Source organism: Streptomyces sp. NBC_00670, assembly GCF_036226765.1.
Classification (GTDB): domain Bacteria; phylum Actinomycetota; class Actinomycetes; order Streptomycetales; family Streptomycetaceae; genus Streptomyces.
The window spans coordinates 4,926,281-4,947,209 of sequence record NZ_CP109017.1 but is presented as its reverse complement, the minus strand read 5'-3'; the positions used below and the strand labels follow the sequence as shown (position 1 = coordinate 4,947,209).

At 71.8% G+C, this 20,929-nt stretch carries 23 protein-coding genes; 13 read left to right on the top strand and 10 right to left on the bottom strand.

Translation table 11 applies throughout. The features are described 5' to 3' along the window. Window positions 1–52: 52 nt before the first annotated feature. Window positions 53–1,285 (bottom strand): NAD(P)-dependent malic enzyme, encoded by a 1,233-nt coding sequence (locus tag OIE12_RS22110; protein ID WP_329137949.1) that lies wholly within the window; start codon window positions 1,283–1,285, stop codon window positions 53–55. A 577-nt stretch (window positions 1,286–1,862) separates the two neighbouring features. Between OIE12_RS22110 and OIE12_RS22105 the strand changes: the two genes are divergently transcribed. From OIE12_RS22105 to OIE12_RS22095, 3 genes are read left to right on the top strand one after another with little or no spacing between them, the layout of a single operon-like run. Further along, window positions 1,863–2,831 carry an ABC transporter substrate-binding protein gene (locus OIE12_RS22105; protein ID WP_329137947.1) on the top strand — a complete coding sequence of 323 codons (969 nt, stop codon included), beginning with the start codon at window positions 1,863–1,865 and terminating at the stop codon, window positions 2,829–2,831. Between the two features lie 40 nt (window positions 2,832–2,871). After that, a complete protein-coding gene (locus tag OIE12_RS22100) occupies window positions 2,872–3,798 on the top strand; it encodes an amino acid ABC transporter permease (protein ID WP_329137945.1) in 927 nt (308 codons plus the stop codon). Beyond that, the gene (locus tag OIE12_RS22095) at window positions 3,795–4,595 is read left to right on the top strand and encodes an amino acid ABC transporter ATP-binding protein (protein ID WP_329137942.1); all 801 of its coding nucleotides are present in this window, start codon (window positions 3,795–3,797) and stop codon (window positions 4,593–4,595) included. The genes OIE12_RS22100 and OIE12_RS22095 overlap by 4 nt, the downstream gene beginning before the upstream one ends. A 71-nt stretch (window positions 4,596–4,666) precedes the next feature. Here the strand turns inward: OIE12_RS22095 and OIE12_RS22090 are convergent, their stop codons facing one another. Continuing rightward, entirely contained in the window at window positions 4,667–5,464 is a 798-nt protein-coding gene (locus tag OIE12_RS22090; RefSeq protein ID WP_329137940.1) for a class I SAM-dependent methyltransferase, read from the bottom strand. A 134-nt stretch (window positions 5,465–5,598) separates the two neighbouring features. On the opposite strand from OIE12_RS22090, the gene OIE12_RS22085 reads away from it, so the two are divergent. Then, window positions 5,599–6,246, top strand: a complete 648-nt coding sequence (locus OIE12_RS22085; protein WP_329137938.1) for a CGNR zinc finger domain-containing protein — start codon at window positions 5,599–5,601, stop codon at window positions 6,244–6,246. On the opposite strand, the gene sodX is transcribed toward OIE12_RS22085, so the two are convergent. After that, window positions 6,132–6,563: a nickel-type superoxide dismutase maturation protease gene (gene sodX / locus OIE12_RS22080; RefSeq protein ID WP_329137935.1), complete on the bottom strand. Its 432-nt coding sequence runs from the start codon at window positions 6,561–6,563 to the stop codon at window positions 6,132–6,134. The two genes, OIE12_RS22085 and sodX, sit on opposite strands and share 115 nt — an antisense overlap. Window positions 6,564–6,707: 144 nt before the next feature. Between sodX and sodN the strand changes: the two genes are divergently transcribed. After that, window positions 6,708–7,103 carry a superoxide dismutase, Ni gene (gene sodN / locus OIE12_RS22075; RefSeq protein WP_030379399.1) on the top strand — a complete coding sequence of 132 codons (396 nt, stop codon included), beginning with the start codon at window positions 6,708–6,710 and terminating at the stop codon, window positions 7,101–7,103. Between the two features lie 116 nt (window positions 7,104–7,219). Here sodN and OIE12_RS22070 read toward each other — a convergent pair whose 3' ends face one another. Beyond that, a complete protein-coding gene (locus tag OIE12_RS22070; RefSeq protein ID WP_329137930.1) occupies window positions 7,220–7,786 on the bottom strand; it encodes a rhodanese-like domain-containing protein in 567 nt (188 codons plus the stop codon). A 78-nt stretch (window positions 7,787–7,864) separates the two neighbouring features. Between OIE12_RS22070 and OIE12_RS22065 the strand changes: the two genes are divergently transcribed. Next, window positions 7,865–8,146 carry a metal-sensitive transcriptional regulator gene (locus OIE12_RS22065; protein ID WP_329137928.1) on the top strand — a complete coding sequence of 94 codons (282 nt, stop codon included), beginning with the start codon at window positions 7,865–7,867 and terminating at the stop codon, window positions 8,144–8,146. A gap of 38 nt (window positions 8,147–8,184) precedes the next feature. Here OIE12_RS22065 and OIE12_RS22060 read toward each other — a convergent pair whose 3' ends face one another. Further along, window positions 8,185–8,964, bottom strand: a complete 780-nt coding sequence (locus tag OIE12_RS22060; RefSeq protein ID WP_329137926.1) for a sulfite exporter TauE/SafE family protein — start codon at window positions 8,962–8,964, stop codon at window positions 8,185–8,187. 262 nt (window positions 8,965–9,226) lie between these two features. Next, window positions 9,227–10,603, bottom strand: a complete 1,377-nt coding sequence (locus OIE12_RS22055; RefSeq protein ID WP_329137925.1) for an MBL fold metallo-hydrolase — start codon at window positions 10,601–10,603, stop codon at window positions 9,227–9,229. Window positions 10,604–10,807: 204 nt separating this feature from the next. Between OIE12_RS22055 and OIE12_RS22050 the strand changes: the two genes are divergently transcribed. Continuing rightward, window positions 10,808–11,185, top strand: coding sequence for a helix-turn-helix transcriptional regulator (locus tag OIE12_RS22050; RefSeq protein ID WP_443054065.1), 378 nt, complete (start codon window positions 10,808–10,810; stop codon window positions 11,183–11,185). A gap of 38 nt (window positions 11,186–11,223) precedes the next feature. Then, a complete protein-coding gene (locus OIE12_RS22045) occupies window positions 11,224–11,643 on the top strand; it encodes a VOC family protein (protein ID WP_329137920.1) in 420 nt (139 codons plus the stop codon). A gap of 7 nt (window positions 11,644–11,650) precedes the next feature. Here OIE12_RS22045 and OIE12_RS22040 read toward each other — a convergent pair whose 3' ends face one another. The 3 genes from OIE12_RS22040 to OIE12_RS22030 form a co-directional block, all read right to left on the bottom strand. Further along, window positions 11,651–12,256 (bottom strand): GNAT family N-acetyltransferase, encoded by a 606-nt coding sequence (locus OIE12_RS22040; protein WP_329137918.1) that lies wholly within the window; start codon window positions 12,254–12,256, stop codon window positions 11,651–11,653. Window positions 12,257–12,478: 222 nt separating this feature from the next. Then, window positions 12,479–13,642, bottom strand: coding sequence for a family 2 encapsulin nanocompartment cargo protein polyprenyl transferase (locus OIE12_RS22035; RefSeq protein ID WP_329137916.1), 1,164 nt, complete (start codon window positions 13,640–13,642; stop codon window positions 12,479–12,481). A 151-nt stretch (window positions 13,643–13,793) separates the two neighbouring features. Beyond that, a complete protein-coding gene (locus tag OIE12_RS22030) occupies window positions 13,794–15,200 on the bottom strand; it encodes a family 2B encapsulin nanocompartment shell protein (RefSeq protein ID WP_329137914.1) in 1,407 nt (468 codons plus the stop codon). 265 nt (window positions 15,201–15,465) lie between these two features. On the opposite strand from OIE12_RS22030, the gene OIE12_RS22025 reads away from it, so the two are divergent. Both OIE12_RS22025 and OIE12_RS22020 read left to right on the top strand, forming a co-directional pair. Next, window positions 15,466–16,056 (top strand): N-acetylmuramoyl-L-alanine amidase, encoded by a 591-nt coding sequence (locus OIE12_RS22025; protein ID WP_329137912.1) that lies wholly within the window; start codon window positions 15,466–15,468, stop codon window positions 16,054–16,056. Window positions 16,057–16,172: 116 nt separating this feature from the next. After that, window positions 16,173–17,108, top strand: coding sequence for a 1-aminocyclopropane-1-carboxylate deaminase/D-cysteine desulfhydrase (locus tag OIE12_RS22020; protein ID WP_329137910.1), 936 nt, complete (start codon window positions 16,173–16,175; stop codon window positions 17,106–17,108). Between the two features lie 15 nt (window positions 17,109–17,123). Here the strand turns inward: OIE12_RS22020 and OIE12_RS22015 are convergent, their stop codons facing one another. Next, window positions 17,124–18,719, bottom strand: a complete 1,596-nt coding sequence (locus OIE12_RS22015; protein ID WP_329137908.1) for a Na+/H+ antiporter — start codon at window positions 18,717–18,719, stop codon at window positions 17,124–17,126. 62 nt (window positions 18,720–18,781) lie between these two features. On the opposite strand from OIE12_RS22015, the gene OIE12_RS22010 reads away from it, so the two are divergent. The 3 genes from OIE12_RS22010 to OIE12_RS22000 all read left to right on the top strand — a co-directional run bounded on the left by OIE12_RS22010 (window position 18,782) and on the right by OIE12_RS22000 (window position 20,901). After that, entirely contained in the window at window positions 18,782–19,042 is a 261-nt protein-coding gene (locus OIE12_RS22010; protein WP_006142327.1) for a UBP-type zinc finger domain-containing protein, read from the top strand. Window positions 19,043–19,318: 276 nt separating this feature from the next. Next, a complete protein-coding gene (locus OIE12_RS22005; RefSeq protein ID WP_006142326.1) occupies window positions 19,319–19,732 on the top strand; it encodes a hypothetical protein in 414 nt (137 codons plus the stop codon). Further along, window positions 19,729–20,901, top strand: coding sequence for an RNA polymerase sigma factor SigF (locus OIE12_RS22000; RefSeq protein WP_329137906.1), 1,173 nt, complete (start codon window positions 19,729–19,731; stop codon window positions 20,899–20,901). Before OIE12_RS22005 ends, OIE12_RS22000 begins: the two co-directional genes overlap by 4 nt. The last annotated feature ends 28 nt before the right edge of the window (window positions 20,902–20,929 follow it).

Genomic DNA, 20,929 nt, shown 5'->3' with positions numbered 1-20,929 from the left:
GTCGGGGGCTGGTCGCGCGGTCCCCGCGGCCCTTACGGGCGCGCCGTCGGCGTCAGCGCCGAGCAACCCCCTCCGCCCGCGCCGCCGCGGCCACCGCCGCCGTCACCGCCGGAGCGACCCGCTCGTCGAACGGCGAGGGAATCACGTAGTCCGCCGCGAGGTCGTCGCCGACGACCGCCGCCAACGCCTCCGCCGCCGCGATCTTCATCCCCTCCGTGATCCGCGAGGCCCGCACCTGCAGCGCCCCCGCGAAGATCCCGGGAAAGGCCAGCACGTTGTTGATCTGGTTGGGGAAGTCGGACCGCCCCGTGGCGACGACGGCCGCGTACTTGTGCGCGACCTCCGGGTGCACCTCGGGGTTCGGGTTGGCCATGGCGAACACGAACGCGCCGTCCGCCATCGAGGCCACCGCCGGCTCCGGCACCGTACCGCCGGAGACGCCGATGAAGACGTCGGCGCCGGCGAGGGCGGACTCCAGCGAGCCGGACAGCCCGGCCTTGTTGGTGAGCGCGGCCAGCTCCCGCTTGACCGGCGTCAGATCCTCGCGGTCGCGCGAGACGACGCCCTTGCGGTCGGCCACGGCGACGTCGCCGATGCCGGCCTCGACGAGCATCTTGGCGATGGCGACCCCGGCCGCCCCCGCCCCGGAGATCACCGCACGCAGCTGCCCCAGCGTGCGCCCGGTCAGCCGGGCGGCGTTGCGCAGCGCGGCCAGCGTCACGACCGCCGTGCCGTGCTGGTCGTCGTGGAAGACGGGAATGTCGAGGCGCTCCTGGAGCCGGCGCTCGATCTCGAAGCACCGGGGCGCGGAGATGTCCTCCAGGTTGATGCCGCCGAAGGAGGGCGCGAGCCGGGCGACGGTCTCGACGATCTCGTCCACTCCGGTGCAGTCGAGCGCGATCGGCACCGCGTCGACGCCGCCGAACTGCTTGAACAGGATCGCCTTGCCCTCCATCACCGGGAGGGAGGCCTCGGGACCGATGTCCCCGAGACCGAGGACGGCCGTGCCGTCGGTGACGACGGCGACGACGGCGGACTTCCACGTGTAGTCATGGACGAGTTCCGGCTGTTCCGCGATGGCGCTGCACACCTTCGCGACACCGGGGGTGTAGGCGAGGGACAGGTCGTCCCTGTCCCGGACCGGAACGGTGGCCTGGACGGCCATCTTGCCGCCGCGGTGCAGCGCGAACGCCGGGTCGAAGGCGTCGAAGGAATCGAGGGGCTCCGCCCCGCCGTCCTGCGCCGCACCGCTGTCGCTGCGAGGGTTGACGATCTCGGCTGCCACTTCTTGATACCCCTTAGGTCTTCTTGGATTGAGGGTGACCACTCCTGGTGAGGGGTGGGCGGGCACCGCGTGAGGCCCCGATGAGTGATACGCGCGGGCACACACGCGACGGGCGCGCCGCACACGCGCCCTGAGCCCCGGATGAGGGGTGTAAAGAACCTTCTTACCGGACGGAGGCCGTCGGCGACGAGTCCGGACGAGTCCGTACAGCCAAGATCACATGCAAGCAAAGATCACATGCTGATGACGGAACCGATCCGCACACATCGCAACAAGTCTTTTCAAAGTGTGGGTAAACGCTCAACCTGGCGTGAAAGCGATGTAACGAACAGCCACATCCTGAGATGGCCAGAAGATCTTCCGGCCGGAACGGGGGATTTCCGCAGATGGTCCGGTCGCGATGTCCGGGCTCGCACGGTTCGGGGGTCACCCGTTATCCGATTTTGACATGGCGAGTCACCTGACTGGCGAAGTCCGAATGGCAAGATGCCGTCATCACACGAGGTCGCGACACCCGAAGGTGTGTGTTCTCGTCGACCCATCGGCAGCTCCATCCACCCCGCCGGAGGAACCCACCATGACCGCAGGCACCACCCGTCGTACGACCGCCGCGCGCTCCCGGACAGCCGCGGTCGGCGCCCTCGCGGTCGCGGGCACCCTGCTGCTTGCCGGCTGCGGTGACCAGACCGACAAGGGCAGCGACAGCGGCTCGGACTCGAGCTCCTCGTCGTCCTCGGCCCCGCTCGCCGACAAGCTCCCCTCCGACATACGCAAGGCCGGGGTCATCAAGGTCGGCTCGGACATCGCCTACCCGCCGGTCGAGTTCATGAAGGACGGCAAGGCCACCGGCATCGACCCGGACATCGCCGACGCCCTCGGCAAGCAGCTGGGCGTGAAGTTCCAGTTCCAGAACGGCAAGTTCGACCAGCTCATCGTGGGTCTGCAGGCCGGCCGCACCCAGGTGATCATGTCGGCGATGAACGACACCAAGGACCGCCAGAACGGCATCGACTCGGACAACGGCAAGAAGGCCGGCGACGGCATCGACTTCGTCGACTACTTCACCGCCGGCACCTCGATCCTCGTCCAGAAGGGCAACCCCAAGGGCATCAAGACCCTGGACGACCTGTGCGGCAGGGTCGTCGCCCTGCAGCGCGGCACCACCTCCGAGGGCGTCGCCAAGGCGCAGAACAAGAAGTGCAAGGAGGACGGCAAGAAGGCCATCACGCTGCAGACCTTCGACACCGACCCCGAGGCGCTGCTCCGTCTGAAGCAGGGCGCCTCCGTCGCCGATCTCAACGACTTCCCCGTCGCGGCCTACAACGCCAAGACCTCCGGCGGCGGCAAGGACTTCGAGGTCATCGGCGACCAGATCGAGGCGGGCCCGTACGGCATCGGCGTCGACAAGAAGAACACCCAGCTGCGCGACGCGCTCCAGGCGGCCGTGGACGCCATCATCAAGAACGGCGAGTACAAGAAGATCCTCGAGAAGTGGAACGTCACGGACGGCGGCGTCACCGAGGCCAAGATCAACGGTGGCTCCTGAGCCTCGGCGCGGAAACGACGAGAGCGAAGGGCAGTCACCCGTGACCGACATTGTCGACAAGGTTCCGGCGCCGGTGCCGCCGGAACAGATCAAGGCCATCCCGGTGCGCCACTACGGCCGCTGGGTGGCCGGCGCCGCCGTCGTCGCCATCCTGGTGCTGATCGGCATCGCGTTCTCCAACGCGGAGATCCACTACGACGTCATCCCGGACTACCTGACCGACGGCACCATCCTGTCGGGCGTCTGGCACACGCTGTACATCTCGGTGCTGGCCATGCTGCTCGGCCTGGTGCTCGGCGTGATCCTCGCCGTGATGCGGATGTCGTCGAACCCGGTCACCAGCACGGTGTCGTGGTTCTACATCTGGTTCTTCCGCGGCACTCCGGTGCTGGTCCAGCTGCTCCTCTGGTACAACATCTCGCTCATCTTCCCCATCCTGAACCTGGGGTTCTACAAGGACGAGATGAACCAGGTGATGACGCCGTTCCTGGCGGCGCTGCTGGGCCTGGGCCTCAATGAGGCCGCGTACATGTCGGAGATCGTCCGGGCCGGCATCCAGTCGGTCGACACGGGCCAGACCGAGGCCTCGCACGCGCTGGGCATGACGCAGGCCAAGACGCTGCGGCGGGTGGTGCTGCCGCAGGCGATGCGGGTGATCGTGCCGCCGACCGGCAACGAGTTCATCAACATGCTGAAGACCTCGTCGCTGGCGTACGCGGTGCAGTTCAACGAGGTGATCAAGCGCTCCACGGACATCTCCAGCACCTCGCTCGCGGTGGTCGAGATGTACTTCGTCGCCTCGATCTGGTACCTGATCCTCACCAGCGTCTTCAGCGTCGGCCAGTACTACCTGGAGCGGCGTTACGCCCGCGGCTCGACGCGCAGCCTGCCGCCGACCCCGCTGCAGCGGCTGCGGCGCAACCTCCGTCAGTTCGGTTCGTTCCGCCGTCCGGAGGTGGCCCGATGACCAGTCTGAGCAAGGACATCGCCACGGGCGGCAGCGGCGGTCCGATGGTCCGGGCCGAGGGCGTGCACAAGTCCTTCGGGCTCGCGCACATCCTCAAGGGCATCGACCTGGAGGTGAACCCGCGCGAGGTGTTCTGCCTGATCGGCCCGTCCGGCTCCGGCAAGTCCACCTTCCTGCGGTGCATCAACCACCTGGAGAAGATCAGCGCCGGCCGGCTCTACGTCGACGGCGACCTGGTCGGCTACCGGCAGAAGGGCGACAAGCTCTACGAGCTGAAGGAGTCGGAGGTCGCGGCGCAGCGGCGGGACATCGGCATGGTGTTCCAGCGCTTCAACCTCTTCCCGCACATGACGGCGCTGGAGAACGTCATGGAGGCGCCGGTCCAGGTCAAGCGCGAGACCAAGGCCGTGGCCCGCGAGCGCGCCCAGCGGCTCCTGGACCGCGTCGGCCTCGGCGACCGCACCGGCCACTACCCGGCGCAGCTCTCCGGCGGCCAGCAGCAGCGTGTCGCCATCGCCCGTGCGCTGGCGATGCAGCCGAAGCTGATGCTGTTCGACGAGCCGACCTCGGCGCTCGACCCGGAGCTGGTCGGCGAGGTGCTCGACGTGATGCGGGACCTCGCGGAGGACGGGATGACGATGATCGTCGTCACCCACGAGATGGGCTTCGCCCGTGAGGTCGGCGACTCGCTGGTCTTCATGGACGACGGTGTGGTGGTCGAGTCCGGCCATCCGCGCCAGGTCCTGACCGACCCGCAGCACGAGCGCACGAAGTCGTTCCTGTCGAAGGTGCTCTGACGCGGTCGCAAGTGGCGGCGGTACGGCGAGGGGCGGTACGGGAGATCCGTACCGCCCCTCGCCGCGTCCCCCTACTTGAGGGCGAGCAGCAGCGTGTCCGACGGGGAGCACCACACCGGGCGTGCCTCGGCGAACCCCTTCTCGCGCAGCACGCGCGCGTGCCACCGCGCGGAGGGCTCGTCGCCGTCGGCGTGCTCGCCGTAGATCTCGAAGCGGCGGGCGGTGGGTCCGGCGAGCGCCGGGTCCTCGGCGGCCCGCCGCCACCAGTCGGCCCAGTCGACGGCGCCGGCCCGCCTGGCCTCGTCCATGCGGGCGTGGCGCTGGGCGCGCTCGGCCGCGTTGATCCGGGGCGTGGTCTCGTCGATCATGTGGTCCGCGTTCATGAAGACACCGCCGTCGCGGACGAGCCCCGCGAGGCGTCCGTAGAGTGCCGCGAGGGGGTCCTTGTGCAGCCAGTGCAGGGCGGTGGCGGTCAGGACGGCGTCGTAGGAGTCGTACGGGAGCCGCTTGGGCCAGTCGGGGTCCTTCAGGTCGGCCTCGACGAAGGTCACCCGCCTGTCGCCCTCGAAGGTGCCGCGGGCGATGGTGAGCAGCGCGGGGTCGAGGTCGACGCCGGTGCTGGTGGCGTCGGGGAAGCGGGCGAGGAGCCGGGCGGTGATGGTGCCGGTGCCGCAGGCGAGGTCGAGGACGCGGGGCGCGGGGCCGGTGAGGGCCTCCACCATGTCCAGCATGATCCGGAAGCGGTCTTCCCGGTCCGGCATGTACCACTCCTGCTGCCGGTCCCAGCTCTCCTGCCAGGAGTCCCAGCCGGCCGCCGCCGTGGTGTCCGCCGGAGCCGTGTCTCCCGTTGCCGTGTCGAGCGTCGTCATGATCCTCCGTGTCCTCCGTCCGCTCCCGCCGCCTCGCGCCCCGCCGGGATTCCCCACACGTAATACCCTGGACGCACGATCGGCTGTTACCCAACCGTACGCACGACGATAGAGCGCGCTCGTAAGGACTACAAGTGGAACTGGCCTATTACTCGGACTATGCCGTCCGGCTCGTCAACAGCGAGGAACCGGCCCGGGGCAAGGACTCGCTCACCTCGGTGGACGCCGTACGCGCCCTGTTCGGGGCCAACCAGTCGGCGGCCCGCCGCACCACCGACGCCGACGTCACCCGGTTCCGCTCGGTCCGCGCCCGCCTCCGCGCGGTCTTCGAGGCGGCGAACGACGGGGACGAGACGCTCGCCGTCGACCTGCTCAACTCACTGCTGCTGGAGTTCCCGGTCAGCCCGCAGATCTCCGGACACGACCACCGCGACGACGACGGCCGCCCGCTGTGGCACATGCACCTGGCCGACCACCCGTCGAACGCCACCGCCGGCTACGCGGCGATCGCCGCGATGGGGCTGGCGTTCCACCTGACCGAGCACGGCGTGGACCGCCTCGGCCTGTGCGAGGCCGGCCCGTGCCGCAACGCCTACCTGGACACCTCGACCAACCGCTCCCGCCGCTACTGCTCCGACCGCTGCGCCACCCGGGCGAACGTGGCCGCCTACCGGGCGCGCAAGCGTGTGGAGGCCGACCGGTCGGCCAGCACCGGCCGCACGGCCGAGAACGCCCAGCGCACCAGCGCCAGCGGGGAGCGCCCCGCGGGCAGCGGACGGTAGCGCAGCCGCACCCTGGCGAGCACGAGCTCCTGCGGCACGACCCCGTAGTCGGTACTGTCCCCGCCGGCGTAGGGGTTGTCGCCGAGCACCCACCAGCCACCCTCGCGCCGCTCGACGGCGCGCTTGACGACCAGCAGATCCTGCTGGAACGGATGGCGCAGGACCACGACGTCCCCGGGGCGGACCCTGGCCCCGTACTGGACGACGAGCCGGTCGCCGTGGTGCAGCGTGGGCACCATCGACGGCCCCGACACCTCGGCCGCCCCGAACGGCAGTACGGCTCTGGTGCGCTCGGTCTCCTGCGACAGTTCCGGCATCACGGCCACCTCCCCGGTCTATGGTCCACCAGTCCCAGTCTGGCCCCGGACTTTTGTCGTAAGCCCATGGGGGCACTCGCGAAAACCGGTCCCCCACGGAGTAATCTCCCACGTGAGAAGACGATCACGAGGAAGGACAGCTCAATGCTCTCCCGCCTGTTTGCCCCCAAGGTCACGGTCAGCGCCCACTGCGACCTGCCCTGCGGTGTCTACGACCCCGCCCAGGCCCGGATCGAGGCGGAGTCGGTCAAGGCCGTGCAGGAGAAGATGGCCGGCAACGACGACCCGCACTACCAGACGCGCGCCACCATCATCAAGGAGCAGCGCGCCGAGCTGGCCAAGCACCACGTCTCGGTGCTGTGGAGCGACTACTTCAAGGCTCCGCACTTCGAGAAGTACCCGGAGCTGCACCAGCTCGTCAACGACACCCTGAAGGCCCTCTCGGCCGCCAAGGCCTCCACGGACCCGGCCACCGGCCAGAAGGCCCTGGACTACATCGCCCAGATCGACAAGATCTTCTGGGAGACCAAGAAGGCCTGAACCGCAGGCGATCCGGCCGCACTCCCGGGAGGGACCGCGTGCCTGGTCGGAGCGGTGACGGAAGCGGCCCGACCGGGCATCCGGTCGGGCCGCTTCCATGTCGTCGAGAGGGGGCGTCAGCCGTTCAGCAGTCCGGCGAGGGTGGTCTCCAGATCCGTCGCCCGGGGCCGGTTGTGGGGGAGCGTGGCGAGGATCCTGGCCATGCCGCAGGTGTCGGTGAGGGCGGAGAAGACCAGGCCGCCGGCGACGCCCGCGGAGAGCCAACGGGCCCCGTTCCAGCGCCGGCCGGCGAGCAGGCCGGTCAGGACCAGTGTTCCGGCGGCGAGGCGGACCTGACGCTCCATGACCCAGGTGGTGCGGGTGCCGGCAGGCCGGTGGATGTCGTGGCCGAGCCGCGCCCACGCGGTGGTGCCGCCGGTGAGCGTGGCCGCGGTGATGCCCTGGTCGGCCAGGCGCCGGCAGGCGGTCGCGGAGCGGGCACCGGAGGCGCACACGAGGAGGAGTTCGCCGCTGTCCGCGGCCGTCCTCAGGGCGGGGAGGGCGGCATCGAGGTGGTCGAGGGGGATGTTGTGGGCGCCGGGCAGGTGGCCGGAGGCGTATTCGCCGGGGGTGCGCACGTCTATGACGGTCAGTTCGTGCAGGCGGGCGCCGGCCTGATCGGCGGTGAGAGTGGTGGGTGCCACGGGGACTTTCCTTTGCTTGGTTCGGGTTACCCCGTCGAATAGGATACCCAAGGGGGTATCTCGAGGGGAGCGTGGGTTGTGGAACTGACGATGGCGGCCGAGGAACTGAAGGCCGTGGTCAACCGGCTGCGCCGGGCGCAGGGCCAGATCGCCGGGGTGATCAGGATGATCGAGGAGGGGCGGGACTGCGAGGACGTCGTCACCCAGCTCGCCGCGGCGTCCCGGGCCCTCGACAAGGCCGGCTTCGCGATCATCGCCACCGGTCTGGAGCACTGCCTGACCGACGCGGACATGGCCGCCTCCGGCGACCGGGAGCAGATGCGTTCCCGGCTGGAGAAGCTGTTCCTCTCCCTCGCCTGACCCGCGGTCCGCGGCGCCCGGTCGCATGTCAAGCCCCGTCAGACGAGGGCGTCGACGAGCATGAAGGCCGCCACGGCCAGCAGGACGACGGCGAAGATGCGTCGCAGCAGGGTGCCGGTGACCTTGGCGGCCAGGCGCTTGCCGTCCCAGGCGCCCAGGATCGCCGCCCCGGTGAAGGGGCCGAGCACCGCCCAGTCGACACCCGCGGTGGTGGCGCCGCGGGTGGCCAGGGAAGCCAGCGAGTTCGCCGAGATGACCAGCAGGCTGGTACCCACGGCGGCCTGCATCTCGAACACCAGCACGGTGACCAGGGCCGGTACGGCGAGGAAGCCGCCGCCGACACCGAGCAGACCGGTCAGCGCGCCCAGCCCCGCACCGGCACCGGCGGCCCTGGCGGGCCCCGCCCCGCCGGCCGCTGGGCCGGTGGTAGCGGTGCGGTTGGGGCTGGGGCTGGGGCTGGGGCTGGGGCGCAGCATCCCGACGGCGGCGAGGGCGGCGACGACAGCGAACGCGGCGGTCAGCACCGGCTGGGGCAGGCGGGATGCCGCGGCTCCCGCCGCGGCCGCGGGCAGGAGTCCGGCCGCGGCGAACAGGGCACCGGCTCTCCAGCGGACGTTGCCGTCGCGGGCGTGGGCGTACAGGGCGGTGAGCGAGGTTGCCGTGACGATGATCAGACCGGCGGTGGTCGCGGCGGCCGGTGTGAAGCCGAGCAGGTAGATCAGCGCGGGCACCGCCAGGACGCTGCCGCCCCCGCCGAGCGCGCCGAGCGCGAGCCCGACCACCGCCCCCGCGATCAGGGCGAGTATCAGCACACTCACGCCATGACACCGGCCCCGGGCACCGGCTGGGGAGACAGCCGGGACGTGGGACGGCCGGGGCCGCGGCGGAGAAGGGAGAACATCGTGTGATCGCTTTCGTACGGAGGACGGGACGCGGAGGGGGCACCGGTCGGTGCCGTCGGGACGACGGAAGGGCGCACCGGTCGGTGCCGTCGGGACGACGGAAGGGCGCGCCGGCCGATGCCGTCAGGACGACGGACGGACGCGCCGGCCGATGCCGTCAGGACACCGGACGGGCGCGTCAGTCGGCGCCGTCGGGACGAGTGAGGGTCAGTCCCGCCTCCGTGGCGGCGTCGAAGCCGTCGTCGACGGCGACCACGTCGCGGCCCGCGGCGTCGAGCAGGGAGGCGGCGATCGCCGCGCGCATCCCGCCGGCGCAGTGCACCCACACCGTCCCGGGCGGTACGTCGCCGACGCGGCCGTACAGCTCGTGGATCGGGATGTGGACCGAGCCGTCGATGCGGCCGCCCGCGCGCTCCGAGCCCCGGCGCACGTCCAGGACGACCACGTCGTCGCCGCGCTCACGCACGTCGGCGAGGTCGGCGAAGCGGGCGCGGGGGAAGGAGGCGAGCCGCTCGCCCTCGCGGATCCAGCCGGCCGGGTCGCCGGTGGCGGCGGCGCCCGGGCGGTCGATGCCCACCCGGGTCAGCTCCCGCTGCGCGGCGGCGAGCTGCTCCGGATCCTCGGCGAGCAGGGTGACGGGCCTGCCCCACGGGATCAGCCAGGCCAGATAGGTGGCGAGCTTTCCCTCGCCCTCGAAGTTGAACGACCCGGCCACGTGCCCCTCGGCGAAGGCCGTGCGGCTGCGCAGGTCCACCACCCACTCGCCCGCGGCCAGCCGGGAGGCGATCTCCTCGGCGTCCGCCCGCCTCGGCGGGGTGAGGTCGACCGGGGCCGGGCCCGCGGCGTTGGCCGGGGCCATGTGCGCGTAGTAGGCGGGCACGTCCTCCAGCCCGGCGAGCATCCGGGTCACGAAGGTGTCCACGTCCAGGGTCAGCGCGTCATTGGTCTCGCGCTCCCTGCCGATCGTGGTCGCGTCCCCCTCGGCCTGCGAGGAGGAGCAGAAGCTGCCGAACCCGTGCGTGGGCAGCACCGGCACCTCGTCGTCCAGCTCGTCGGCCAGCCGGTGGGCGGAGGCGTGTTGTGCGCGGGCCAGCTGCTCGGTCAGCCGCGGCTCGACCAGGTCCGGACGGCCGACGGTGCCGATGAGCAGCGAGCCGCCGGTGAACACCGCCACACCGCGGCCGCCCTCGGTCAGGGCGTAGGAGGTGTGGTGCGGGGTGTGCCCGGGAGTGGCGAGGGCGCGCAGCGCCAAGCCCTCGTCCACCGTCACCGTGTCGCCGTCGGCGACCGGGGTGCGCTCGAACGACACGTGCGCCGCGGCCGGCACCAGGTAGCGGGCGCCGGTGAGACGCGCCAGCTCCAGGCCGCCGGTGACGTAGTCGTTGTGCACATGGGTCTCGGCCACGAAGGCGATGCGCACCCCGCGGCGGGCCGCCGCGGCCATGACCTGGTCGATGTCCCGCGGCGGGTCCACGACCACCGCCGCGTCGGACCCGCCGGCCAGATAGCTGCGGTTGCCCAGTCCCTCGAATTCCAGGGTGTCGACGAAGAACACGGCTCATGACTCCTTCCGGACGCTGTACCCCCCGGGGTATCTGTTGCTTCACCCTAACAGGCATACCCCCAGGGGTATTCCGCCCGCCCCCGGCCGGGCGGTGACGCGCTGTTCCCCCGGCCTCTCCCCGGTGGGCCGGGGGCGTGCGATGCTGGCGGCGTGGACCTCGACGAACTGGTGCGGTTGCGGCGGGCGCGGGACCGGATGGACCGGGAGTACGCCGAGCCGCTGGACATGGCGGAGCTGGCCCGGACGGCGCTGATGTCCGCCGGGCACTTCCAACGCCGGTTCCGCGCCGCCTACGGGGAGACCCCCTACGGCTACCTGATGACCCGCCGTGTCGAGCGCGCCAAGGCCCTGCTGAGGCGGGGCGATCTGACGGTGACCGAGGTGTGCCTCGCGGTCGGCTGCACCTCGCTCGGGTCGTTCAGCTCCCGGTTCACGCAGCTCGTGGGGGAGACGCCGAGCGCCTACCGGGCCCGCCCGCACGAGGAGAGCGCGCCGATCCCGCCGTGCGTGGCGAAGAACCTGACCCGTCCGCTGCGCGTCGGGGCGCCGCCTCGGTTCACCGAGCCGTCCTGACCCGCCGGTTCCGGCTGCCCCCGGGTTAGCGTGGGCGCATGGATGTCAGACTCTCGCAGTGCTTCATCGCCGTCGACGACCACGACAAGGCACTCGCCTTCTACCGCGACGTCCTCGGCCTGGAGGTCCGCAACGACGTCGGGTTCGAGGGGATGCGCTGGGTGACCGTCGGCTCGCCGGTCCAGCCCGGGGTGGAGATCGTGCTCGAACCGCCGGCCGCCAACCCGGACGCCTCCCCCGCCGACCGCCAGGCCATGGCCGAACTCCTCGCCAAGGGGCTGCTGCGCGGCGTCATCTTCTCCACCGACGACTGCGACGCCCTCTTCGCCCGCGTCGAGGCCTCCGGCGCCGAGGTGCTCCAGGAGCCCATGGACCAGCCGTACGGGGTGCGCGACTGCGCCTTCCGCGACCCGGCCGGCAACATGCTGCGCTTCAACCAGCCCCGCGGCGACGCCTGAGGGCGGATCAGCCGCGCGGCTCGCGCCACATCGGCCACATGCGCGGGCCGTCGGGCAGGTCGAGGGTGCGGCCGGTGGCGGCGAAGCCCAGCCGCTCGTACAGCCCGATGCTGCGCAGGCTGCTCGCCTCCAGATAGGCGGGCAGGCCCTCCCTGTCGCAGCGGTCCAGAGCCCGCCGGATCAGCGCCGTGCCCAGGCCCCGGCCCTGATGTCCGGGCGTCACACCGACCATCCACAGATACGCGTGGGCCCGGCCCGCCGGGTGCACCTCGGCCATCAGCCGGGCGATCAACTCGACACGCTCGTTGTCCGGATCGGCCTGCTCGCGCAGCCGCACCGCCTCGTCCCCCGCCGCGTCGGCGGCGTCGGCGGGCTCGGCCGCCGGTACGGACAACCACAGCGCGCACCCCGTGCCGTCCTCGACGAGGTCGATACGGCCCTCGGCGAGCACGATGTCGGTGAAGGCGGCCATCAGCCGGTGGTGCGTGGTACGACGGTGGTCCTCCCCGGGGAAGACCCACCCGCTGACCGGGTCGTCCTGGAACGCCTCGTCCAGCAGCCGGACGACCAGCCCGCGGTCCCCCTCCCCCGCCCTACGGATCGCCACACCCATCGCCCCGCCCCTTCGCCGCCAACAGCCCCAGTATGTACGGGTGTTGACCTTATCGGCACCGGGTGCCGAGCCGAAGTGACCGGGGCTGTCCGCGGGCGTACGGGGTCAGGGACCGTACGCCCGCGGGGCCTTCTCACTCCCCCCGTTCCTCGGGCCACCCTCCCCTCGGGCCTGCCCGTTTCCCCTGGGTCCGCCCGTTCCCCGCGGGCTGCCCCAGGTGCCTCAGGTTCTGCGCCGGGTCACGAATTCGGCCAGGGCCAGGAGGCCGCCCGCCGATTCCGGGTCCGGGACCGCGCGGGACAGTTCGTCCACCGCCCGGGCCATCCGGTCGGCGGCCTGGGCCTGCGCCCAGTCGCGGCCGCCCGCGTGCTCGACGGCCAGCACCGTGCGTTCCAGGTCCCCCTCCTGGAACGGGGCCGCGTAGAGCTCGGCCAGTTCGGCCGCCGCCGGGGTGCCGGAGGCCAGCGCCGAGACGACCGGCAGGGACTTCTTGCGGGCGATCAGATCCGCCCCGGCCGGCTTGCCGGTGCGACTCGGGTCTCCCCAGATGCCGATGACGTCGTCGATGAGCTGGAAGGCCAGACCGGCCTGCCGGCCGAAGGCGTCCAGCGCCTCGACCTCCTCGTGCGGCGCCCCCGCGTACAGCGCGCCCATCGCGCAGGCGCAGCCCAGCAGTGCCCCCGTCTTGGCCTCGGCCATGGCGAGCACCTCCTCGAGGGTGACGTCCTCGGGGCGGCGGTTCTCCAGAGCCGTGTCCGCGTGCTGTCCGGCGCACAGTTCGACGACGCAGGTGGCGAGCCGGGCGGCGGCGGCAGCGGAGGCCGGATGCGGGTCCTCGGCGAGCAGCCGATGGGCGAGCGCCTGCAACGCGTCCCCGGCGAGGATCGCGTCGGAGTCGCCGAACACCGTCCATGCGGTGGGGCGGTGCCGGCGGGTGGTGTCCCGGTCCATCACGTCGTCGTGGAGCAGGGTGAAGTTGTGCACCAGCTCCACGGCGGCCGCGGCCCGGACCGCCGCCTGCCGGTGGCCGCCGAGCGTCGCCGCCGCGGTCAGCACCAGCGCGGGCCGTATGGCCTTGCCCGCGTTGCCCGCGGCGGGACTGCCGTCCGCGTGCTGCCAGCCGAAGTGGTAGAGCCCGATCCGGCGCATGGACGGCGGCAGCGACTCCACCGCCCGCCGTAGCTCCGGGTCGACCACGGTCCGGGTGCGGTCCAGGATCGCCGCGGCCTCCTGGCCGTCGGCCGGCCCGGAGCGGACGGCCGGTCTCGCCCGGGGGGCGGGAGTGCTCCGGCCGGTGGCCTCCACCGGCGCCGCCGGGGCCTGCAGGTCCGCCGGTTGGGCGGGTCCTGCCGGGTTCCTTCTGGTGTCCGTCATGAACTCACCCATGGAGTGCCTCCCCCTCGCCGGGGCCGGGCCGTCCGGAGGGTCTCCCCTCCGGCGGCCCGGCGGACGGTGACGCCCGCAGCGGTGCCGGGCGCGTACCCCCGGGGTGTACCCGCCCCTTCGGGCGGGGACACTGCGTGCCGCGGCGCCGAGGTCACTGCCAGCGGCCGATCTCGACGTTCTCCAGGATGCCGAGCGCGTCGGGCACCATGACGGCCGCCGAGTAGTAGGCCGTCACCAGGTACTTGATGATGGCCTGTTCGTTGATGCCCATGAAGCGCACCGACAGGCTGGGCTCGATCTCGTCCGGGATGCCCGACTGCCGCAGCCCGATGACGCCCTGTTCCTCCTCTCCGGTACGCATGCAGATGATCGAGGTCGTCCGGGTGTCGCTGACCGGGATCTTGTTGCACGGGAAGATGGGCACCCCCCGCCAGGTGGGGATGCGGTTGCCCGCGACGTCGATGCTCTCGGGGACGAGTCCGCGCTTGTTGCACTCGCGGCCGAAGGCGGCGATGGCCTTGGGGTGGGCGAGGAACAGTTTGGATCCGCGCCGGCGGCTGAGGAGTTCGTCCATGTCGTCCGGGCTGGGCACGCCGTCGTGCGGCTGGAGCCGCTGGTCGTACTCGCAGTTGTGCAGCAGCCCGAACTCCCGGTTGTTGACCAGCTCGTGTTCCTGGCGCTCCTTCAGCGCCTCGACCGTCAGCCGGAGCTGCTGCTCGGTCTGGTTCATGGGCTGGTTGTAGAGGTCGGCCACGCGCGTGTGGATGCGCAGCACCGTCTGGGCGATGCTCAGTTCGTACTCGCGCGGGGCGGCCTCGTAGTCGACGAACGTGTGCGGGATGTCCGCCTCGCCGGAGTGGCCGGAGGAGAGGTCGACCTCCTTCTCGCCGTACTTGTTGGTGCGCTGCGCGGGGATCGACCGGCGGTTGCTCAGGTGTTCGCGCAGCGAGTCGGAGCGTTCCGCGAGCTGTTCGACGTCCCGGCGCGGGAGCGTGAGCACGGTGCACGCGGTGGCCGCGCGGGCCGTGTACTCCCAGATCGCCTCCGGGTCCAGGAGCGTCTGCTCGCCGAAGTACGCGCCGTCGGCGAGGACTCCGAGCACCACGTCGCCCCCGTAGGGGCCGCTGCCGATCTTCTCGACCTTGCCGTGGGCGATGAGGAACACCTCGTCGACCTGGCTGCCGAAGGAGGCGATGATCTGGCCCGCCTCGATCTCGCGCTGCCTGCAGCGCTGGGCGAGTTCGCCGAGTACCTCCTCGTCGTCGTACGACCGCAGGGCCGGCAGTTCGCCGAGCTCCGCGGGGATGACACTGACCTGGTCACCGGTCTTCACGAAGGTGACACGGCCGTCTCCGACGGCATAGCTGAGCCGGCGGTTCACCCGGTACGTGCCGCCCTGAAGATCCACCCACGGCAGCATCCGCAGCAGCCAGCGCGAGCTGATCTCCTGCATCTGGGGCACGGACTTGGTGGTCGTGGCCAGGTTCCGCGCGGCGGATGTGCCGAGACTCTGCTGGGGACGGGTCTGCTCCGCGCGGACCTCTTCGCCTACCGACATGTACTTTCGCCCTCCCGATGATGCACTGACCTGCGGGGACAAGCCTTCCATCACGGACGGTGGCGGTGCTATTACACGAAAGAGGGGGAATGGATCATTGCGGGTGTGGGCACACTGCGGATCCGCTGCCGCCCGGGGGTCCCCGTCACTGGCCGAAACCCCTCGCACCGCCGTCCGAACGGTGGTTGAGGGCGACCGTCCCCGGTACAAGGTCCGTTGCCGGGCGGCGCGGAAGGCGGCCGCCCACCGCACGTGAGGAGGCGGCATGGCCTCACCCATGTCCGCGACCGCGTTCCTGCACGCACTCAGGGACGAGGGCGTCACCGTCGTCGAGGTCGGCGACTGGAAGCACCACAACCGCAACCACAAGGGCCCCTGGGGGCCGGTGAACGGCGTGATGATCCATCACACGGTCACCTCGGGCGCCGCCGCCACGGTGGAGCTGTGCCGCAAGGGCTACTCGGGCCTGCCGGGGCCGCTGTGCCACGGGGTGATCACCAAGGACGGCGTGGTCCACCTCGTCGGGTACGGCCGCGCCAACCACGCCGGGCTCGGGGACGACGACGTGCTGCGCGCGGTCGTCGCCGAGAAGGCGCTGCCGCACGACAACGAGGCGAACACCGACGGCAACCGGCACTTCTACGGGTTCGAGTGCGAGAACCTGGGCGACGGCGAGGACCCGTGGCCCAAGGCACAGTTGGAGGCCATCGAGCGGGTCTCGGCGGCGGTGTGCCGGCATCACGGGTGGACGGAGCGGTCCGTGATCGGGCACCTGGAGTGGCAGCCGGGGAAGATAGACCCGCGGGGGTTCACCATGGCGTCGATGCGCAAGCGCATCGGGGACCGGCTGAAGTAGGCGCGCCGGCGCGTACGGGCGGGGCCCCCTTGCCGTCCGCCCCGCCCCTCGCCGACCGCCACGCGCGCGTGGCGGGTGCGTGGGCGGCCGTCGGGACGTACGCGGACAATGGCCGGATGACCGGCCCCCACGTCCCCGACGCGTCCGGCGCGCCCGGCCCGCCGGACGTCGCCGCCCTGCGCCCCCGGCTGCCCTCGCCCCTCCAGGACGTCGAGGACGAGCGGTTCGCACGGCACGGCGTGCGGCTCGTGCTGAAGCGGGACGATCTGATCCACCCGGAGATCGTCGGCAACAAGTGGCGCAAGCTCGCGCCCAATCTCGCCGCGGCGGCCGGACGGCTTGTGGTCACCTTCGGGGGCGCCTACTCCAACCACCTGCGCGCCACCGCCGCCGCGGGCCGGCTGCTGGGGCTGGAGACGGTGGGGGTGGTGCGCGGGCAGGAGCTGGCCGGGCGGCCCCTCAACGCCTCCCTGGCGCGCTGCGCGGCCGACGGCATGCGGCTGCACTTCACCGACCGGGCGGCGTACCGGCGCAAGACCGAGCCGGAGACGCTGGCCGCCCTGCTGCGCGCGGCGGGCGCCGAGGACGCGTACGTGGTGCCCGAGGGCGGCAGCAACTCCCGGGCCGTGCGCGGCTGCCGGGCGCTCGGCGAGGAGCTGCGCGGCCGTGCGGACGTCGTCGCCGTGGCGTGCGGCACCGGCGGCACGCTGGCCGGGCTGGCGGCGGGGCTCGGCCCGGAACAGCGGGCCCTGGGAGTGGCGGTGCTCAAGGGCGGTTTCCTGGCCGGTGAGACGGCCGCCCTCCAGGAGCGGGCGTTCGGCGGGCGGCGCGGCGACTGGTGGCTGGAGAACCGCTTCCACTGCGGCGGCTACGGCCGTACGACGCCCGCCCTGGAGGCCTTCGCACAGGACTTCGAGGAGCGGCACGGGCTGCCCGTCGAGCGGCTGTATGTGGCCAAAATGCTGTCCGGGCTCCTCACGCTGACGGAAGAGGGCGTCTTCCCGCGCGGGACGACACTCGCGGCGGTGGTCACCGGCCGCCCCTTCACCTGAGGCACACGGTACGGCTCAGGTGGTCTCCCGGTACGCCGCCGCCTCCTCCAGGTCGAGGCGGCGCAGCAGGGTGCGGAGCATCTCGTCGTCGATGTAGCGGCCGTCGCGCAGCCTCACGAACATCTCCCGCTCGGCGCCGATCATCTCCCGGGACAGCCGGCGGTAGGTGTCGTCGACGCTCTCCCCGGTGACCGGGTTGACCGAGCCCAGGCGCTCCCAGACGGCGTTGCGGCGGCGCTCCATGACCTCGCGCAGCCGGTCGGCCAGGGGCGGCGGCAGGGCGTTGCGCTCGTCGGTGAGGAGGTCGTGCAGGCGCTGTTCGGCGGCGCGGGAGGCCTGCGCCTGGGCGTTGGCCTCGGCGAGCGTCTCGCTCTGCGGGTCGGGCCGGGGCAGCCGGAGCCGGCGGATCAACGGGGGCAGGGTGAGGCCCTGCACCACCAGGGTGCCGATCACGGTGGTGAACGTCAGGAAGAGGATCAGGTTCCGCTCGGGGAAGGGGGCGCCGCCGTGCACGGTGAGCGGGACGGAGAAGGCGACGGCGAGCGAGACCACGCCGCGCATGCCGGCCCAGCCGATGATGAGCGGGCTCTTCCAGGTGGGGTTCTCCTCGTTGCGCCGCACGCGGGCGGAGAGCGCCCGGGGCAGGAAGGTGCTGGGGAACACCCAGGCGAATCGGACGGCGACGACCACCAGGAAGATGACGACCGCGTAGACCGCCGCCCTGGTGCCCTCGTTCTCGCCGAGCCCCTTGAGGACGACGGGAAGCTGCAGTCCGATGAGCGCGAACACCGAGGACTCGAGCAGGAACGCCACCATCTTCCACACCGCCTCCTCCTGGAGCCGGGTGGCGAAGTCGACCTCCCAGTTGTGGTGGCCCAGGTAGAGGGCGACGACGACCACGGCGAGCACTCCGGAGGCGTGCAGCTGTTCGGCGACCGCGTAGGCGACGAACGGGATGAGCAGGGAGAGGGTGTTCTGCAGCAGCGCCTCCTTGAGGCGGGTGCGCAGCCAGTGCAGAGGCACCATGAGGAGCAGTCCGACGACGACTCCGCCGACCGCGGCGAGCAGGAACTCCTCCAGGCCGTCGGCCCAGGTGGCGCCCTCGCCGACGGCGGCGGCCAGCGCCACCTTGTAGGCGGTGATCGCGGTGGCGTCGTTCACCAGGGACTCGCCCTGGAGGATCGTCGTCAGCCGGGAGGGCAGTCCGAGCCGGCGGGCCACCGCGGTCGCCGCCACCGCGTCCGGGGGTGCCACCACCGCGCCCAGCACCAGGGCGGCCGGCAGCGGCAGCCCCGGGATGAGCAGGTACGCCGCCCAGCCGACGGCCAGGGTGGCGAAGAGCACGTAGCCGACCGACAGCAGCATGATCGGCCGCCGTTGGGCCCGCAGGTCGAGGTAGGAGCTGTCGGTGGCCGCCGTGTAGAGCAGGGGCGGCAGCAGCAGCGGCAGGACGATCTCGGGGTCGAGCGCGTAGCCGGGCACCCCGGGGAGGTAGGAGACCGCGAGTCCGGCGGCGACCAGGAGGAGCGGAGCGGGGACGGCGGTGCGCCGGGCCGCCCCGGCGACCGCGGCACTGCCCGCGACCAGCAACAGCAGTGGGAATACGTGCATCGTCCTGCGCCCGCCCTCATTCTCCGCGCGGTCCCCCGCGGGCCCGTCGTAACCTGGCAATCATGAAACAGTGCACGCACACCGACGCGCTGCCGCACCCCGAACCCGCACCGTCGCACGAGACGTGCCAGGAGTGCCTCGCGGAGGGCACGCACCCGGTGCAGCTGCGGATGTGCCTGGGGTGCGGCCATGTCGCCTGCTGCGACTCCTCGCCCAACCGGCACGCCACGGCGCACTACAAGGAGAGCGGGCACCCCGTGATGCGTACGTTCGAGCCCGGGGAGGACTGGCGCTGGTGCTTCGTCGACCACGTCCTCGTCTGAACGTCCCGATCCGGTCGCCTCGTGTGCGACCCTGAGCCGGACGGTTCGGCGGTCTGACGTCTGGGTACGTCAATCCGGCGCGCGCTCTTCCCAATTGGGCCCGCCCACCCCCTAGCCACTGTGCGTGTTCGCGTGTTTACTATGAGTGACAGCAAGGGGCTGGGGTCCCGGGGACAGAAAACGCCGAGCGCGGTAGCGTCACCGCTGCACCAGTGGTGCGCCACCCGAGGGGCGACCCTCGGCCCCCAGAATGCTTGTACCACCTTGGAGGTGAGGGTGTCCCAGATCGCAGGCGATCCCGCGACCCAGGACTTCGTGGAAGTCCGGCTGCCGGCTGCCGGGGCCTACCTGTCGGTGCTGCGCACGGCCACCGCCGGTCTCGCGGCCCGTTTGGACTTCACCCTCGACGAGATCGAGGACCTGCGCATCGCAGTCGACGAGGCCTGCGCGATCCTGCTCCAGCAGGCCGTGCCCGGCTCGGTGCTCAGCTGCGTCTTCCGGCTGGTCGACGACTCTCTCGAGGTCACGGTGTCGGCCCCGACCACCGACGGCCACGCCCCGTCCCGCGACACGTTCGCCTGGACCGTGCTGTCGGCCCTGGCGGGCAAGGTCTCCTCGGCGGTCTCCGACGACAAGGTCGTGTCCATCAGCCTCTACAAACAGCGCGGCGCGGGACCCGGGCCGGCGTGACGAACGGGGACGGGCCGGTGCGGGACGAACAGCGCGGCACACGGAAACCGCCCGCCGAGGGCGACGGCGGCCCGGGCGGGCCGCCGCGCGCGGCGGAGGGCATCGACGGCATCCCCGAGCAGGCCCGGCCGCATCCGGAGGAGGAGTCCTCCGCGGTCGGTGTCCCGGCCGGCGGACAGCGGGGGCAGGAGGGCGTCTCCCGTGGCGCGCCCACACCGGCGTCGATCGGGGTTTTCCCTGTTCCAGCGGGGTCGGGAGCTCGGGGAAGGGTGACGGGCCAGACGATGAGCGAGCACGAGCGGAACGCCGAGCAGGGCGTGCGGGAGACCCCGCAGCACACGGAGCACGCCCCGCACGGGCAGCACGCACAGCCCGGGCAGCACGCACAACACGGGCAGCACACACAGCACGACCCCACGGACCGCAGCGGCGCACGGGCGATGTTCGTCGAACTGCGCGCCCTGCCGGCGGGCAGCCCGGAGTACGCGGAGCTGCGCAACCGGCTGGTCCGGATGCATCTGCCGCTCGTGGAGCACCTCGCGCGCCGGTTCCGCAACCGCGGCGAGCCGCTGGACGACCTCACACAGGTCGCCACCATCGGGCTGATCAAGTCGGTCGACCGGTTCGACCCCGACCGGGGCGTGGAGTTCTCCACGTACGCGACGCCGACGGTGGTCGGCGAGATCAAGCGGCACTTCCGCGACAAGGGCTGGGCGGTGCGCGTCCCGCGCCGGCTGCAGGAGCTGCGCCTGGCGCTCACCACGGCCACGGCGGAACTCTCCCAGCTGCACGGCCGCTCCCCCACGGTGCACGAGCTGGCCGAGAAGCTGGCCATCTCCGAGGAGGAGGTGCTGGAGGGCCTGGAGTCCGCCAACGCGTACTCCACGCTGTCGCTGGACGTCCCCGACACCGACGACGAGTCCCCGGCGGTCGCGGACACGCTCGGCGCGGAGGACGAGGCGCTGGAGGGCGTGGAGTACCGGGAGTCGCTCAAGCCGCTCCTCGAGGACCTCCCGCCGCGCGAGAAGCGGATCCTGCTGCTGCGGTTCTTCGCCAACATGACCCAGTCGCAGATCGCGCAGGAGGTCGGCATCTCGCAGATGCACGTCTCCCGCCTGCTGGCCCGCACGCTGGCCCAGCTCCGGGAGAAGCTGCTGGTGGAGGAGTAGGGGGCGGCGGGGCACGGCGTCGGGAGCG

Coding starts and splice junctions, on each gene's coding strand:
- OIE12_RS22105 (WP_329137947.1), top strand. CDS start 1,863: ATGACCGCAGGCACCACCCGTCGTACGACCGCCGCGCGCTCCCGGACA.
- OIE12_RS22095 (WP_329137942.1), top strand. CDS start 3,795: ATGACCAGTCTGAGCAAGGACATCGCCACGGGCGGCAGCGGCGGTCCG.
- OIE12_RS22090 (WP_329137940.1), bottom strand. CDS start 5,464: ATGACGACGCTCGACACGGCAACGGGAGACACGGCTCCGGCGGACACC.
- sodX (WP_329137935.1), bottom strand. CDS start 6,563: ATGCCGGAACTGTCGCAGGAGACCGAGCGCACCAGAGCCGTACTGCCG.
- sodN (WP_030379399.1), top strand. CDS start 6,708: ATGCTCTCCCGCCTGTTTGCCCCCAAGGTCACGGTCAGCGCCCACTGC.
- OIE12_RS22050 (WP_443054065.1), top strand. CDS start 10,808: ATGGACCGGGAGTACGCCGAGCCGCTGGACATGGCGGAGCTGGCCCGG.
- OIE12_RS22045 (WP_329137920.1), top strand. CDS start 11,224: ATGGATGTCAGACTCTCGCAGTGCTTCATCGCCGTCGACGACCACGAC.
- OIE12_RS22040 (WP_329137918.1), bottom strand. CDS start 12,256: ATGGGTGTGGCGATCCGTAGGGCGGGGGAGGGGGACCGCGGGCTGGTC.
- OIE12_RS22035 (WP_329137916.1), bottom strand. CDS start 13,642: ATGGGTGAGTTCATGACGGACACCAGAAGGAACCCGGCAGGACCCGCC.
- OIE12_RS22030 (WP_329137914.1), bottom strand. CDS start 15,200: ATGTCGGTAGGCGAAGAGGTCCGCGCGGAGCAGACCCGTCCCCAGCAG.
- OIE12_RS22025 (WP_329137912.1), top strand. CDS start 15,466: ATGGCCTCACCCATGTCCGCGACCGCGTTCCTGCACGCACTCAGGGAC.
- OIE12_RS22020 (WP_329137910.1), top strand. CDS start 16,173: ATGACCGGCCCCCACGTCCCCGACGCGTCCGGCGCGCCCGGCCCGCCG.
- OIE12_RS22015 (WP_329137908.1), bottom strand. CDS start 18,719: ATGCACGTATTCCCACTGCTGTTGCTGGTCGCGGGCAGTGCCGCGGTC.
- OIE12_RS22010 (WP_006142327.1), top strand. CDS start 18,782: ATGAAACAGTGCACGCACACCGACGCGCTGCCGCACCCCGAACCCGCA.